We start from the raw sequence: 15,717 nt of genomic DNA, 5'->3' as shown, positions 1-15,717 counted from the left end.
GCCGATGACGAGCTGCCACCAACGGTTCGCCCAGAATACGCGTGCCGTGGCCTGCTGAGTGATATCGTCCATGAGCCTTGTCTCCACTATTTATTTAGTGCGGCCCGCAGTCACGCCGCACTGTATGCGTCTCACCTTATCGTTATGACCCGACCAGCCTTGCCATTCGGGAATATTTAGTATTTGCGTCTTTAATCCGTGTTCTTTAAAGAACCGCCCCACTTGAATTACCGTTTTCCGGTCGGTTCTTTATTCCGATCAATTAAACATCGGCACTCCATCAATCTTCCGCTGCTGCCCCCGCCGCGCCTCGCATTCACACGTTAACCCGAATACTGCAGCGGCAATTCCGCTTCTTATACAGACCCATGCTAGGGTCATTGCTGAATTACGAATAATTAAAGTTTGTTATTATGTTGATTCACTATTGCTTATACATCGGCCACGACGATGCGCAATGCCACTCTGCGGCAACTGAAGGTCTTTGAAACAGTGGCGCGCCACCTGAGCTTCTCGCGTGCCGCGGAAGAATTGCATCTGACGCAGCCCGCCGTTTCCACCCAGGTCCGGCAACTCGAGGAACACGCGGGGCTGCCGCTGTTCGAGCAGCTCGGCAAAAAAATCTATCTGACGCCGGCCGGCACCGAGATGCTTCACTACAGCCGCGCGATCATTCAGCAGTTCCACGAAGTCGACGAGGCGATGAGTCAGCTCAAGGGCGTCTCCGGCGGCAAGCTGAACGTCGCGGTGATCAGCGCAGGCGACTATTTCTTTCCACGCCTGCTGGCTGAATTCACACGGCGCTACTCCGGCGTCGTGCTCAATCTCGCCGTGCACAATCGCGAACAACTGTTGCATCAACTCGCGACCAACCAGACCGATCTCGCAGTGATGGTGCGCCCGCCGCACGAAACCGATGCAACCAACGAACCGTTCGCGCCGCACCCTTACGTGATCGTGGCGGCGCCCACGCATCCGCTCGCGCACAAGCGCAACATCAAGATGAGCCAGCTGGCGAACGAGGCCTTCATCGTGCGCGAGCGCGGCTCGGACACATGGAATTCGATGGAAGAAGGCTTCGCGGGCCGTCTCACCAATCTCAAGATCGCGATGGAGATCAAGAGCACCGAGACGATCAAGCAGGCCGTCATCGCCGGCATGGGGATCGCATTTCTTTCCGCGCACACGATCAGTCTCGAGTTGCAGCTCGGCCATCTGGTCGTGCTCGACGTCGAGAGCTTTCCGGTCATGCTCAACTGGTACGTCGTGCATAGGAAGAACAAACGCCTGCCGCCGGTTGCGGTTGCCTTCAAACGCTTCCTGATGGAAGAAGGTGCAAACCTCATCGAGAAAATCACGCGCGTGAAGGAATTGAGCGTCTATAAGCAGTAGGTTATGGAAAGCCAATAAAACTTTAATTATTGCAAATTGATCAGCATCCCTATCCTGCAAGTGAGTTCTCTTACTTGTCAGCCCAGGAGGCCGATCATGAGTCAAGCTTCGGTTGAGTCTCATACCAGCACGCGTACCGCACGCGCTGCCGTAGACAGTCCCGACGACGCCCATCTGAGCGCGTACAACGCCGCCTTCAGCGACCTTGGTCTGCGGTTCCGTTGGGACCAGGCCACGCTCGACGTGCTGAAGGAATTCAACAGTGAAGCGGCGCGCATCACTGCGTACATCGAGCGATTTCACGCGCATCTTCACCGGGCGTACGACGCCGAGTTTCTTGCCCAGATGATCCTGGGCACGAAGGCCAGGTACTACAGCGAATTCGCGGCAACCGGCGAATAACGGTTTCGGCGGGGCAATCCCGCTATTTGTTCTGCCTGCCACTCGTCGCGTCTGTCTATTCATCTTTGGCGGTACATGGCGCGATGAGTGGAACGTTGGCGGACAGACCCGCGTTTTTGTACGCCCATCTTCCCACTGACATGCCAGCCGCGGCGATGCCGGTATGCTGCCGCGCGCACCGTGCCTGGCGCGATCGTCTCACGCAGCGTCCATGCCTGTTCTTCGCCACCGTGCCATTCAATGCGCGCCAGCAGCCCGGGCCGCTCCAACCGCTCCAACGTTAGCGCGTGGTGACGGCGTCCGGCGAACGCGTGAACGTGTGAAGCGCGGTCGTTGGAGTACTCGTGGTTGATCATCAAATGCGTGCCCAGCGCTACGGCAAGCGCGCTCATCGCAAGCAGCGCAGCGAGTCCGAACGGCTGCGCATGTTCGGTGACGAAACCGTAGCCCAGCCATCCACACAGCAGCAGCGCCGACACATTGACGATGCCATGGCCCGGACGCGCCGCCGCGCTCAGGTCCAACGTGCCGCACAGTTTGCAGAATGCGATTGCAGATGTAGCGAAGAGCAGCGCGCCGATGAAGACCGCGGCATAGAGTTCGATGCGCTCGATACTCGCCTGCGCCGCCGCCGAAAGATAACGCACAAACCCGCACGCCATGACAGCAAGCCCCACGGCACTGCCAAGCAACGCGACGAGCCGCGGCCGTCGCGTCATACTGCTACCTCGCACGCAGCGGCCAACGTATTGCTTAACGTGCCGATCCCATCGATCGAGATCGTCACCGTCGCACCGTCCTTGATCGAGCCGACACCCACCGACGTGCCGCACGCGATCACATCGCCTGGCTCGAGCGTCATATCCTGTGAAATCAGACGCACCTGCTCGGCAGGCGAAAACACCATATCGGCAAGCGGATAATTCTGCCGTTCCACACCGTCGAGCATCGTCACGAGATGCGCCGCGCGCCAGTCGAAACCGGAGACAATCGAAGGTCCGATGCAGCAGAACGTATCGAAGCCCTTTGCACGGCACCATTGCGGGAAGTGCGGATTCTCGTTCAGCAGATCGGCGGCGGTCACGTCGTTGATGAGCGTGTAGCCGAAGATCGATTCAGCAGCCTCTTCAGCACTCGCATCGCGGCAGCGCCGCCCGATCACGATACCGAGTTCGCCTTCGTAGACGATCTTCCCCGCGTAACTGAGCGGCCGACGGATCGGCTCACCCGAGCCGATCACCGAACCTGCCGGCTTCAACAGAAATAGCGGATGCGCCGGCACAGGCTTGTCGAGCTTTGCCGCGAGCGCGTGATAGTTATTCCACAACGCGACGATCTTGCCAGGTGCACAAGGCGCAAGCGGCCTGAGTGCACGTGTCGACAACACCGCGCCGGTCGGTACCGGCTGATCGAAACTTTCGTACTCGTGCAGATAGCCGCCTTCCACCCGGCCGAACACGACGCCACCGTCGCTCGACATGAAACGCATCCACGTTTCCATACATCACTCCTTGAGCCTTCAGATTGAGCGCTCAGATTGCGCCGGCGGTCCGCAATGCGCTGATCTGTTCGGGCGAATAGCCGAGTTCCGCCATGACCTCGTCGGTATGCTCACCCAGCAGCGGCGAGCGTTTGACTTCGGTTGGGCTGTCCGACAGTTTGATAGGATTACCAACCGTCAGATACTTGCCGCGAGTCGGATGATCCACTTCGACAATCGTGCCGGTTTTACGCAGCGACGGCTCTTCGGCGATTTCCTTCATCGACAGGATCGGCCCGCAAGGGATGTCGTATTTATTGAGGATCTCCACGGCCTCGAACTTGGTCTTGGTCATGGTCCAGCGCTCGATCTCGGCAAAGATATCCTTCAGATGCGGCAAGCGCGCGGCAGGCGTTGCATAGTTCGGATCGGTGGCCCACTCTTCCTTGCCGATCACGTTGCAGATCTTCGCCCACACCGGTGCCTGCGTGATGAAGTAGATATATGCGTTGGGATCCGTCTCCCAGCCTTTGCACTTCAGAATCCAGCCTGGCTGACCGCCGCCCGAAGCATTCCCCGCGCGCGGCACCGCTTCACCGAACTTCCCGTTCGGATATTGCGGATACTCTTTCATCGTGCCGGTGCGGTCGAGTCGTTGCTGATCGCGCAGCTTCACGCGGCACAGATTGAGCACGCCGTCCTGCATTGCGGCGAGCACCTTCTGACCGCGCCCGGTGTGCGTGCGCTGATACAGCGCCGTGACAATGCCTAGTGCCAGATGCAGACCCGTGCCGCTGTCGCCGATCTGCGCGCCGGTCACCACGGGCGGACCATCGTCGAAACCGGTGGTCGAGGCCGCGCCGCCCGCGCATTGCGCGACGTTCTCATACACCTTGCAGTCCTCGTAGGGGCCAGGGCCGAAACCCTTCACCGACGCCACCACCATGCGCGGATTCAATTCCTGAATTCGCTCCCACGTGAAACCCATCCGGTCCAACGCGCCCGGTGCGAAATTCTCTACCAGCACGTCGCATTTCTGAATCAACGTCTCGAGAACCTGCTTGCCTTCCGGGTTCTTGGTGTCGATCGTGATCGAGCGCTTGTTGTGATTGAGCATCGTGAAGTACAGGCTGTCCACATCGGGAATATCGCGCAGTTGCTCACGCGTGATATCGCCCGCACCGGCCCGCTCCACCTTGATCACATCCGCACCGAACCACGCGAGCAACTGCGTGCAGGTCGGTCCCGATTGCACATGCGTGAAATCGAGAATGCGCACACCGTCGAGTGCTTTGCTCATTTCATTGTCTCCTTGAGGTCTACGCGTTTTACTTGTACCTGGTCTGATTCTTCGTGCCCGGCGCGTATTCGCGCGGGTCGACCCAGATCTTCACGATCGCCGGGCGGCCCGTGCGATGAATCGCTTCACGAGCGCGCTGCAATGCGCCGGCTATCTGCGTCGGGTCGCGCACTTCTTCACCGTGGCCGTCGTGCTGCCCGTGGCGGGATTCGGGGATGAAACCACTGCGAACATCGTCGTCTCCTGTGTCGATTGGAGTTAGCGCTTTAGCGCTTACTCCAATCCCATGCAAAGCTGTCGACCCGAGCTAAACGCTTACCTAGCCTGAGCTGCAGCGAAATGGCACCGCATACATCCACTCGATCCGAGGGGGAAAACACCGAGCTATCGCCTATTTCCAACTCGTTTGATATATCACATACCATATTTCATAAGCCGTCAAGTCGGGCTTATCCCGCACCGCAAGATGACAGCGACCGACCGGGGGTCGGCGAACGTCCATGGATATGGCTCGAAGAGCCGGCTGAACGCGGCATTGCGGGGACGATTCTGGCCGCGCAGCATTGAGCTATTGGCTTGCCAGCCTCGCCTGACACACACGAATCGGCAAAACAAAAGGGCCCGGGGTGATGACATCACCGCGGGCCCTTTTGTTCGTTACGCCAATCAGGCGCCTAAGCGGCCGTCAATCCAGAAAATCGCAATTCGCTTCGACAAACGCCGCTAGATCGAGCGAATGCTGGCGCGTGAGCCGCTCAGCCAGTTCGGTATCGCGCTTCTCCAGCGCCTCGATGATGCGCAGGTGGTCGACGATAGAACGTGACGCGCGATCGCTCTGCGAAATGGTCATGCGGCGAATCGCCCGCACGTGGATAAAGATGTTCTTGATCGTGTCGAGGATGATCTGCGACTTCGACAACTCGACGATCGCCTGATGAAATGCGATGTTGGCGTCGGAATACTCAGCGATGTGCTCGGCTGGCGTGGCGTCGCGAAAATTGTCGAACATGCGGCGCAGGCGGGCGATTTCCTTGTCCGTGGCGTGCAGCGTGGCAAGACGCGCCGCCATACTTTCGAGCGCGGCCCACATCTGGATCATTTCGACGATCTCGCGCTTGCTCTTTCGCACGATGTAGATGCCGCGCCGCGGCACCATGCGCAGAAAACCTTCCTGTTCGAGCAGCGTCATCGCCTCACGCACCGGCGTACGGCTCACGCCCAGCGATTCGCTCAGCACGCGCTCGTCGAGGCGGATTTCTTCGCGGGTCTGGTATATATCTGCGTCGGCAATGGCCTGGCGGAGCATTGCATACGCCTGATCGCGCAAGCTCGCGCTCGCGCCGATGGGTTGCAACGACAACGTCAAGGGTGTGGCCACTGCTTCAGTTTGAAGTTCTGACGACATTCATCGCCTCTTGTTGAACATGCGCACGATACGGCGCCGCCGCAACCTTTCCGCCTTCTTGCTCACCCAAGCCGATGAACCGGCCATGTTGCGCTGCGAGCTGCGCAACCGAATGCGGGATCCAGCGGGTCAACAGGACGGTGGCGGCAGAGCCTAAACCCACGACGGCAACGGTAAGCAGCGAGAGAGGAACAGATTCCATTTGTAGCTCCGAATGATTGAGTGAACAGAGGGCTCAATCATATGCTGCAATGCCGCAAAAATCAATATTCAATATGTAGTATATCAGTCAATGTTGTTTTTAGGATTACATGTTCAATCAAGGTAGCACGGGTAGCGCGCGGGTGGTTCCTCTGCTTCTGCAAACGGGCGAAGCTCCGTGTAAACGCGCAAAACGCGCGCTATTCGCGCAGTCGCGTTCGATGATCGCGCAATTTGTCCCCGATGCGGATTGTGGGAACCGCTCCTCATCATTAACCTTCGGGGAATCCTGTGATGAGCCCGCGGCGGCCACTGCCCTGCACCTGTCACGCACGTCCAGACAGCACCCCAGAATTCCAAGGAGACCCCGTCATGAGTTCCACCATCCCAAAGACGCCGAAAGCGGCCGTCGCTGACAACCGCACTGCGCGCAGCCAGGCACGCAAGGCGGCGCTTGGCAGCTTCGTCGGCGCCGTGGTCGACTGGTACGACTTTCTGCTGTACGGCATCGTCGCCGCGCTCGTCTTCAACGCCGAATTCTTCCCTAAAGTGAGCCCGGCGATGGGCACACTCGCCGCATTCGCAACCTTCGGCGTCGGCTTTCTGTTCCGGCCACTCGGCGGCTTTGTGTTCGGCCACTACGGCGACCGGCTTGGACGCAAGCGCATGCTGGTCCTCACGGTGATGATGATGGGCCTTTCCACCGCGGCAATCGGCCTGCTGCCTGCCTTCTCCAGCATCGGCTGGTGGGCGCCGGTGCTGCTCGTGACCTTGCGCGCGATCCAGGGTTTCGCGGTCGGCGGCGAATGGGGCGGCGCGGCCTTGATGGCGGTCGAAAGCGCGCCGGAGAAGAAGAAGGCGTTCTACAGCAGCGGCGTGCAGGTCGGCTATGGCGTGGGTCTCGTGCTCTCGACTGGCCTCGTTGCGATCATCAGCCGCTCGATGGACAACGCGTCATTCCTGAACTGGGGCTGGCGCCTGCCCTTCCTGTTCAGTGTGGTGCTGGTGCTGATCGCGCTGTGGATTCGCTCGAGCATGGAAGAATCGAAGGAGTTCGTCGAGAAGGTCGGCGAGCACGGTGAACGCAGCGTGCGGCTGCCGATCGTCGAGGCATTGCTGAAGCACCCCAAGGCTTTCCTGCTGATCATTGCGCTGCGGCTTGCCGAGTTGTTCACGATGTATATCGTGACGGCGTTCGCACTGAACTACTCGACCGCAAATCTGCATATGCCGCGCGAGTTCTTCCTCTCGATCGGCCTGCTGGTCGGCGCGGTAAGCTGCGTGACGATTCCTTGCTTCGCCTGGCTTGCGGACCGTTTCGGCCGCCAGCGTGTCTATATCATCGGCGCGCTGATCGGTATGTTCAGCGCGGTGCCGTTCTTCCTTGCGCTCGAAGCCCGCTCGACGGTGTGGATCGTGATCTTCGCCGTCATGCTCGCCAACGTCGCCCACGACATGGTCGTGAGCGTGCAGCAACCGATGTTCACCGAATTGTTCGGCACCGAGTACCGCTACAGTGGCGCGGGCGTCGGTTATCAGGTGGCGAGCGTGGTCGGCGGCGGCTTCACGCCGTTTATCGCGGTGGCGCTGGTCAGCTTTGCTGGCGGCTCCTGGCATCCGGTGGCGGCCTACCTGGCGATCGGCTGCCTGATCTCGGTGCTCGTAGCGGCCAAGATGAAGACCGGGCGCACGGTCGACTGACTCACCTCCGCTCCTTCCCCATTCCCACCTTCCTATCAATCCCGTCGGTCAGATTGCCCTGCGCTCGGTAGTCCATTCCGGACGTCCATGTCACGTTGCCGCAATTCGGCAAATTACGGTCGCATTTCACCAGGCTAATGCCTTATGCATTTATATCTCATATTGCAAAGGCCAAGTTCGCATCCTATCGTTCGTCGCAGCACGTTCCATATCAAAATCGCTCACGCTATATGAAATAAAAATACATATATCGCTGAAGCATGAACCTGCAATTTTTACGCCGCGACACTAAAGCATTGCGTATGAAACGCCGATAACAAAGCATTCGTCACACCGGAGACCGACCATGAGCAGTATCACCGAGCCGAGCGGGAATTCAGGCTCTGCCCCATTCTTTTCCAAACAGGCCACCGTTGCGAAACCGGGTTTTTCGCGCTGGATGGTTCCGCCCGCAGCGCTCGCCGTTCACCTTTGTATCGGTCAGGCGTATGCCTTCTCCGTGTTCAACGGTCCGCTGACCAAAGTCATCGGCATTACTCAATCCACTTCTGACGACTGGTCACTGACGTCGCTCGGCTGGATCTTTTCGCTGGCGATCGTGTTCCTGGGTTTGTCGGCGGCGTTTGCCGGCAAGTGGCTCGAACATGTCGGCCCGCGCCGCACGATGTTCACCGCCGCGTGCTGCTTCGGCGGCGGCTTCCTGGTCTCCGCGCTTGGCGTGCATCTGCATCAGATCGCGCTGCTCTATCTCGGCTATGGCGTGATCGGCGGAATCGGACTCGGCCTCGGTTACGTATCGCCAGTGTCGACGCTGATCCGCTGGTTCCCGGACCGCCGCGGCATGGCGACTGGCATGGCGATCATGGGCTTCGGCGGCGGCGCGATGATTGCCGCGCCTTTGTCGGTGGCGCTGATGAACCACTTCCGTAGCGCCACCAGCATCGGCGTGGCAGAGACGTTCGTGGTGCTCGGCATTGCGTACTTCATCTCGATGTCGATCGGCGCACTCGCGATTCGCGTGCCGCCGGCAGACTGGAAGCCCGCCGGCTGGACGCCGCCCGCGACCAACCAGAAGAAGATGATTTCGCGTAATCACGTGGACATCGATCAGGCGTTGAAGACGCCGCAGTTCTATCTGATCTGGCTGGTGTTGTTCCTGAACGTGACGGCTGGCATCGGCATTCTCGGCCAGGCCTCGGTGATGATCCAGGAGAGCTTCAAGGACACCGTGACGGCTGCCGCAGCGGCTGGTTTCGTCGGTCTGCTATCGCTGTTCAACATGGGTGGCCGTTTCGTATGGGCCTCGGCTTCGGACTGGATCGGCCGCAAGAACACCTACTTCATCTTCTTCGCGCTCGGCGCCGTGCTGTACTACCTCGTGCCCGGTTTCGCCGCATCCGGCCAGATCGCCCTGTTCGTGCTCGCGTACTGCGTGATCCTGTCGATGTACGGCGGCGGATTCGCGACGGTGCCCGCCTATCTCGCGGACATGTTCGGCACTGCGTTCGTTGGCGGCATTCACGGCCGCTTGCTGACCGCCTGGGCTTCGGCAGGTGTCGCGGGCCCTGTGCTGGTGAATTACATCCGTGCGTATGAAGTGGCGCACGGCGTGGCAAAGGCGGATGCCTACACGATGACGATCCACATCATGGTTGTGCTGCTCGTAATCGGCTTCGTCTGCAACCTGCTGGTCAAGCGTGTCGACGACAAGCACCACATGACTGACGCACAACTCGCCAAAGGCGCCTAAGGAGACTCGCATGTCGACCGTTCAAGCCATTCATCCGACCAACAAGGTCAAGCTCGCCGTCTTCTGGTTGTATGTGATGCTGCCGCTGGCATGGGGTGTAGTCAATACGCTCACGCAAGCGATGAAACTGTTCAAGTAAGTGTTGCACCACACCCCACACGTTCGAACGTGCGGGGTGTGAGAAAAGCTTGTCGACGCGCGCGAACTGCGCGCGCTCCTACCCTCCTTCTCCGACTACCACTGGTACGCCGCACCGGCGCCGACAGTCGTCGTGGCAGAACTGATGCCAGCCCCGAGCTTCACCTTGATGCTCTGTGTAACCCGCGCCGACAAACCGACCGCGACAGCCTGATAGCCCTTATAGCCGGCCGTCCCGACACCGATCGCGAGGTTCTGGTTCGCATCGACCTCCGGAACCATCGTCAACGCAATAGCCGACGCCGTGCCCGAATACGCATTGCGCGCGATTTCGTTCATGCCGCCCTGGAACTGCTGCATGTTCACGGCGTCGCCGGGCGCCTGCCCAGCCGCGACGTTCGTGATGCGGCGCGCGTTGTCGGTCGAACCGACCGAAACCGTGTTCGACTGATCGGCAACCGAACCCTCGCCAATCGCAATCGAGTTCGGCGCGCTCGCTTGCGCGCCGCCACCGATCGCCACCGTACCGTTGCCGATCGCCTGCGCCGCATTGCCTGAACTGTTGACGGCGACATATGAGCTGCCGGTGATCTGGGTATTCTTCACAGCCTGACCGAGGTCCCCGATCTGCTGATTGGTGTTCCAGAGTTGCGCGCCGGTCACCGCATCGCTGCTGGTAGCCGATATTTCACCGTCCTGCAGGTTGGTGAGCGTGACCTTTGGCGCATTGGCTGCCGTGCCGCCCAGCGTGACCTTGTTGTGCGCAGAACTGTCGTACTGGACAGCGTTCGCCACCGACCCACTGATGTTGCTGATCGTGGTTTGCAGTCCGGCAATATCGCTGGTGTTTTGCGTCACGCGGCCGTCCAGATTGCTGATCGCGCTGCCGACGTTGTTCACGACCGTGCCACCCACGCTGTACGACGGCGCCGTCACCGAGCCGTCCGGATTGACCGTCGAGCCGCCGCCAAGCGCCACCGCCGTGCTCGCCGCGTGCGCATAGAGTTGCGCCCCGTTGATCGCATCGGTACTGGCGGCATTGACCGCACCAGGCGCCACACCGGTGAGCACCCGGTTGCCTGCCGTGCCAGCTATGTTGATCAGACTGCCGTCCGTCGTCGCACCGACGTTGATGATGCGCGACACAGGATCTTGCGTGACGATGCCGATCCCGCCGGCCTCCATGTTTTGCTGCAAGGTGGTGAGGCCGGTGTCGAGCGAACCGAGCGCGTCGCCGACGGTGGTTTGCGTACCGCCCTGCATGTGATAGCTGGGACCGGTCAACGAACCGTCGGCATTGATCTGTGCGCCGCCGCCGAGCGCAGCCACGACCGGTTTGACCTGACCGACATTGACCGCGGACGTGTCCGTGGTGCCGGCCGCGATGCCTGTCAGTTCGCGTGCGCCGCCCGTGCCGGTGAAATCGACGCTGGCGCCGTCCAGGTCTTTGGCCACCGTGAGATTGCGCGACACCTGATCCTGCTGGACAAGGCCGATCTCGCCATTCGTGATCTGATTCGTGATGTTGCTCACGTCTCCTTCGATCGTTGTGGTGCGCGCGTCGAGGTTGGTGATCTGCGTGCTGTTATTCGTGACACGCTGATCGAGGTCAGTGATGCTGCCGGTGTTGGCGGCGATGTCGCTGGTGTTCTGCGCCACCACCTGGTTGGTCGCGAACAGTTGCGAACCGTTCACCGCGTCCAGACTGTCGGCCGCGAGCGCCCCGGCCTGTATGTTGGTGATCCGCACCGGGGTGCTGGCATTGCCCAGCGTCACCGTGTCATGCGATGTGGAGTCGTACTGCACTGCATCCGCACTAACCGTTACCGTGTTTGTCACCAAAGCGGATAAAGCCGCACCGACATCGTTGTAAGTCTGACCGCTGATCGTGTACGTTGGCTTCCTGATCGTGCCGTCAACATTGACGGTAGCTCCTCCTCCAATAGCCTCCATCGCGCCATTCAGTTGAGAAACGTTGACCACGTCGCTGCTCTGTGTGCCGGCAGCCACGTTGATGATTTGCCGATTCAGGCTTGAATTCCCAACCGACAGCGCATTGGCGCGATCTGCCTTTGAGCCGGCGCCGAGCGCAATCCCGCCGGCGGCGCTGGCCGAGGCACCAGAGCCGATGGCGATGGTTTTAGCCGCGCCGTCGGACGTCGAAGCATTGGTGCCAAGCGCAATAGAATCATCGCCAAACGCGCTTGCGTGTGCACCAAGACCGAGCGTATTGACGCCCTCTGCGGAAGCCATATAGCCGATCGCCACGCCGTTCATCGCGTCGCTACTGGTGGTCGCGCCTGCACCGATCACCGTAGCGTTCACTGCCAATGCAGCCGCCGCTGAACCGACTGCCGTCGTGCCGTCGAGACTCGCCAGTGTCTTTGCGCCAACCGCCAGAGCGTTGGCGCCATTCGACATCGCATTCGGGCCCAAAGCCATCGCGTTTAGCTTCGAATTATCTACCGACGTAGGCTCGCTACCATCGGTCAATGTTGTGCTTACAGCGATGTACTGATCGATGGAACCCGTCGCACCGACCGGCAGCGAAAACGTCAATGCACCCAACAACCCCGCGCCGGCAGCCACCAGCGCACCACATGCCGACGCGCCCTTCGCGCCACGGCTCTTCTGCACCTCGGACGCAGCGACGTACGTGCGGGTCGTTCTGTTCCAAACAGTCTTGTAGGTTTTATTCAACATTCCTCCCAGTCTTTTTATCAAAACTCAGTCACCAAGATTTTTCTTAAGACATCCTAAAGATTCAACTCAAACGCAGAGAAACTTAAGAATGCGCCGCGCTTTCACCTGGTCGACAAACGCGACGCCCCTAGTTTGCCGTCAGCGTTCAAGGCGGCGAATACGAAAACTCTTAAAAGCAATTTTTTAGCTTTAATAAGGACAAACGGCATACCCCGTTTAGGACGCAAAGTGCCAGATGTCTTAGATAAGCTGAGATATTTTTAGGCCGCGCCAAGACACGCTCTTAGCGTTTCTCAAGCCTTGAGGGCTGGCATTAAGCCTACGACTTGGTATCGTGCGTGACAGGGGTATCGAGCGAGAAAAGTCAGCGGGCGGTCTGATGCCGCTCGCGGAGGAAGGCCGACTAAGTGTCGAGGTAAATCGGAAACGTAATTTCGAAAATCGTTTCTCGCGTTGCTGCGTTAGCCGCGAAAGTAAGATATTGCGCGCCACACTCAACGCGCCTGGAATTGACTGCGAACTTTGCTCCGGAGGCAGACCGTGAGCGGTTAGACCCGCCCCGGGCGCCTCCTGGAGGTTCGATTCACACAGGGGAAATCAACCAGAGTTAGGACGCGTTCTCCGCAGACCACGCAAACCGCACTCCGCGGCTTCAGATCTTCTCGAACAGCACCTCTTGTGCGCCTTCCCACAACACCTTGGTGCCGAGTTCGCGCAGCTTTTCCTTGCCTTCGACGATGGTCAGGAAGTGATTGCCCGCGAGCTGCCCCAGCTTGCTTGCGAAGCAGCACGAACCGTACGCGAGAATGATCTCCGTTTCGCTATAACCGCCCGGATAGAACAGGATGTCGCCAACCGACGGATGGCTCGTGTGATTTTCGAAGCCGACTGCCGCGCCGTCGTTTTCGAGTTTGAAGTCGCCAAGCGGAACCCAGCAGCCCTCGCCGCTCCAGCGCACGTGAATGATCTTCTGACGGTACGGCAGCAGCTTCAGAAAGGCAGCCACCGTTTGCGGCGCGTCGGGATGAGTTTCGGCAGTAAAAACATGGCCGCAGGAGGTGATTCGAAGTCGGGTCATCGCTAGGTATCCGGAGTGACGGTTGAGTGGAATGGTCGGTCAGACGCCGGCTAAAGCCAAGTCGTAAGCCCAATATTCTGTCGGCCGATGCAATGCTTCAACAGATACAATTGCCGTTCAACTGGTCAGGCCAGTTGATCCAGTGGTGGCGGCTACGGCGCATGGAACAGGCTGCCACCCGCCCAAGACAATCGGCTGCGAACCACCGCGACCCCAGCAGGCGCAGTGGTTTTCCGCGGCTGCGTACCGCACCACGTATTGAACCCGGCAGCTCGAGGCGTGGTCGGAACAGCATCGAGACCCGTGCATGCCAGGTCGCTTCCCAACCGCGCCACGAAAGTTCGTAGTTTGCAAGGCGCGCAATGCACAGCAAACTGCGAAAAGTGCGTGATTCCCGTTTCGGCGATTCAACAAACTTTGCCCTCGACAACCCACCGCGACCGGCCTCGATACACTATGCCACGCGGCGACTGGGCATTCCCGCGCTGCTCAGCGTCGACGCCGGCGAATGTCTGCGTGCCGTCAACCGTCTGCCGCCTGGGCATCGCATGCTAGCGAGCCGCCCACACGATCCAGCCGCGCAACCCGACTCTCAGCCGCGCAGCCGGTAGGCAAGCGGTGTCACGCCGTAGCTACGCTTGAACTGCACAGAAAAATGACTGGCGTTTTCGAAACCAACCGCAATGGCAATTTGCAGCACCGGCTGATCGGTGGCGCGCAGCAGCCTCGCGGCTTCTTCGAGTCGCAAGCGCGTGACAAGCTGGTGGGGCGTTTCACCGGTCTCGCGGTGGAACACCCGGGCAAAATGAAAGCTGCTTAACCCGGCATGCGCGGCCAGTTCGCTAATGGCCAGATCGGCGGCAAGATTGGCGCGAATGTAATCGGTTACACGGCGAATGCGGCGCGGCACCAGGCGCTCGGGCTGCGGCGGCAGGCCGGCTTCGGCATGACGGCCGCGCGAATAATGTTGCAACAGATGAGCGGCGAGCGCGTGAGCCAGCGCGTCGACATACAACCGCGAGTCGGCAGGATCGCCCGCGGCGCGATGCAATGCGCCAAGCATCGCGGCGATCAGTGGATCGTGAATCTGCATCGCGTCGCCAAGCGACAGTTCGCGTGAGCCGCCCAGCTCCATCTGGTCGGCAACGCTGTCGATCAGGCTGCGCTCCATGTGCAAATGGATCGTCGACAGCGGCTCATCGCTGATCGAGCGCCAGCGCCACGAGATCGGTACGGGCGGCACGAACCAGACGTCGCCCACGCGCAGGTCGGCGCTCTCCCAGTGCCCGTTCAGGTTGCGCTCAAGGTGTTCGGCGCCGCTGCCGAGCGTCATCAGCGTGACGTCCTGCAGGCCGGGCGCCTCCAGCAGTTCCTGCTCGGCCGGTTCAAGGTACGAGCGCAGCACCAGATGCCGCCACGGGCGATCCACGCTCGACACCAGTTTCTGGCCCGCCATATAGCGGTCGTAGGCGAGCGTCGTTGTCAGCTTAGGAATTTTTGCCATCACGTCTCTTTCTGGGAGGTCCCGCATGCACATGAACAAACCCTTTCACAGCCGTATCGCCACTTAAGCCGGTTAGAGGTCAGCGCAAGATCTCAAAAATGATAGCAAGGAACCGGCTACCGTAATATTTGGAAATAGTTAATCATCCAGGTTGTCGTCCATCACGCGTTTCGAACGCCGGAGCTACCGTTTCATGGAACACGAATGCGATACGCTGCCGCATTGGCTGACTGGTTCGCCGCAAGGCGAAGCCAGCCACGTGTCGGCGGCTTACAACTCAGTGGTTACTGCACAACCGGCTTACCCGGCCGGCACGCGGCAACCCGAGAAATCAGCCCACGCGGCTGAAGCATCCAGGGCATCTCCCCGCGCCGCATCAGGCATCGCGCCCGCGGGTTTCCTCACGCTCTTCACCGAAGAGGAGATCGGCACGCCCTCGCCCGCTGCGCGGCGGGCCGCGCCAATAATCAGTCCGCTAGTGCGATTTGGCAGTGCGCAGGACCGCATCGAGTTCGTGCGGCGGCGCATCAAGCAACTTGGCTTCGACTCGTTCAGCTACTCAGCCACGCGCACCACCGCGCATCACAAGACGATGTTCGTGCTGACCAGCTATGAGTCGCAGACATGGCTCACGCGCTATTTCCGCGAGCGTTATTTCGAGCT

Annotated in this window: 15 protein-coding genes; 6 read left to right on the top strand and 9 right to left on the bottom strand. The window is 59.9% G+C overall.

The features are described from left to right. Positions 1-450: 450 nt before the first annotated feature. Together VFE81_RS01015 and VFE81_RS01010 are read left to right on the top strand one after the other, a co-directional pair. Positions 451-1,392, top strand: coding sequence for a LysR family transcriptional regulator (locus tag VFE81_RS01015; RefSeq protein WP_325042809.1), 942 nt, complete (start codon positions 451-453; stop codon positions 1,390-1,392). Positions 1,393-1,488: 96 nt separating this feature from the next. Further along, entirely contained in the window at positions 1,489-1,794 is a 306-nt protein-coding gene (locus tag VFE81_RS01010) for a hypothetical protein (RefSeq protein WP_325042808.1), read from the top strand. 59 nt (positions 1,795-1,853) lie between these two features. On the opposite strand, the gene VFE81_RS01005 is transcribed toward VFE81_RS01010, so the two are convergent. The 6 genes from VFE81_RS01005 to VFE81_RS00980 all read right to left on the bottom strand — a co-directional run bounded on the left by VFE81_RS01005 (position 1,854) and on the right by VFE81_RS00980 (position 6,181). Continuing rightward, on the bottom strand, positions 1,854-2,513 hold the full coding sequence (locus VFE81_RS01005; RefSeq protein ID WP_325042807.1) for an NAD(P)(+) transhydrogenase (Re/Si-specific) subunit beta: 660 nt from the start codon (positions 2,511-2,513) through the stop codon (positions 1,854-1,856). Then, positions 2,510-3,295, bottom strand: coding sequence for a fumarylacetoacetate hydrolase family protein (locus tag VFE81_RS01000; RefSeq protein ID WP_325042806.1), 786 nt, complete (start codon positions 3,293-3,295; stop codon positions 2,510-2,512). Before VFE81_RS01000 ends, VFE81_RS01005 begins: the two co-directional genes overlap by 4 nt. A gap of 31 nt (positions 3,296-3,326) precedes the next feature. After that, positions 3,327-4,574 (bottom strand): formyl-CoA transferase, encoded by a 1,248-nt coding sequence (gene frc / locus VFE81_RS00995; RefSeq protein WP_325042805.1) that lies wholly within the window; start codon positions 4,572-4,574, stop codon positions 3,327-3,329. A 28-nt stretch (positions 4,575-4,602) separates the two neighbouring features. Beyond that, positions 4,603-4,746, bottom strand: a complete 144-nt coding sequence (locus VFE81_RS00990) for a hypothetical protein (protein ID WP_325042810.1) — start codon at positions 4,744-4,746, stop codon at positions 4,603-4,605. 513 nt (positions 4,747-5,259) lie between these two features. Further along, complete coding sequence (locus tag VFE81_RS00985; RefSeq protein ID WP_325042804.1) at positions 5,260-5,979, bottom strand: GntR family transcriptional regulator; 720 nt, start codon at positions 5,977-5,979, stop codon at positions 5,260-5,262. Beyond that, positions 5,957-6,181 (bottom strand): hypothetical protein, encoded by a 225-nt coding sequence (locus tag VFE81_RS00980; RefSeq protein WP_325042803.1) that lies wholly within the window; start codon positions 6,179-6,181, stop codon positions 5,957-5,959. The genes VFE81_RS00985 and VFE81_RS00980 overlap by 23 nt, the downstream gene beginning before the upstream one ends. 371 nt (positions 6,182-6,552) lie before the next feature. On the opposite strand from VFE81_RS00980, the gene shiA reads away from it, so the two are divergent. From shiA to VFE81_RS00965, 3 genes are all read left to right on the top strand, one after another. Beyond that, positions 6,553-7,881, top strand: coding sequence for a shikimate transporter (gene shiA, locus VFE81_RS00975; protein ID WP_325042802.1), 1,329 nt, complete (start codon positions 6,553-6,555; stop codon positions 7,879-7,881). Between the two features lie 346 nt (positions 7,882-8,227). Beyond that, the gene (locus VFE81_RS00970) at positions 8,228-9,631 is read left to right on the top strand and encodes an L-lactate MFS transporter (protein WP_325042801.1); all 1,404 of its coding nucleotides are present in this window, start codon (positions 8,228-8,230) and stop codon (positions 9,629-9,631) included. A 10-nt stretch (positions 9,632-9,641) separates the two neighbouring features. Continuing rightward, positions 9,642-9,770: an MFS transporter small subunit gene (locus tag VFE81_RS00965; protein WP_325042800.1), complete on the top strand. Its 129-nt coding sequence runs from the start codon at positions 9,642-9,644 to the stop codon at positions 9,768-9,770. 95 nt (positions 9,771-9,865) lie between these two features. On the opposite strand, the gene VFE81_RS00960 is transcribed toward VFE81_RS00965, so the two are convergent. From VFE81_RS00960 to VFE81_RS00950, 3 genes are all read right to left on the bottom strand, one after another. After that, the gene (locus tag VFE81_RS00960) at positions 9,866-12,472 is read right to left on the bottom strand and encodes a YadA-like family protein (RefSeq protein WP_325042799.1); all 2,607 of its coding nucleotides are present in this window, start codon (positions 12,470-12,472) and stop codon (positions 9,866-9,868) included. Positions 12,473-13,124: 652 nt separating this feature from the next. Beyond that, positions 13,125-13,550: a DUF3830 family protein gene (locus VFE81_RS00955; protein WP_325042798.1), complete on the bottom strand. Its 426-nt coding sequence runs from the start codon at positions 13,548-13,550 to the stop codon at positions 13,125-13,127. A 592-nt stretch (positions 13,551-14,142) separates the two neighbouring features. Continuing rightward, the gene (locus VFE81_RS00950; RefSeq protein WP_325042797.1) at positions 14,143-15,054 is read right to left on the bottom strand and encodes an AraC family transcriptional regulator; all 912 of its coding nucleotides are present in this window, start codon (positions 15,052-15,054) and stop codon (positions 14,143-14,145) included. 193 nt (positions 15,055-15,247) lie between these two features. Here VFE81_RS00950 and VFE81_RS00945 point away from each other — a divergent pair. Beyond that, on the top strand, positions 15,248-15,717 hold a 470-nt coding region (locus VFE81_RS00945; protein WP_325042796.1), incomplete at its 3' end, for an autoinducer binding domain-containing protein.

Origin of the sequence: Paraburkholderia sp., assembly GCF_035656215.1 — a bacterium.
Taxonomy (GTDB): Bacteria; Pseudomonadota; Gammaproteobacteria; order Burkholderiales; family Burkholderiaceae; genus Paraburkholderia.
Note: the sequence above shows the minus strand (reverse complement) of the source record. Positions and strands in the feature narration are given on the sequence as shown.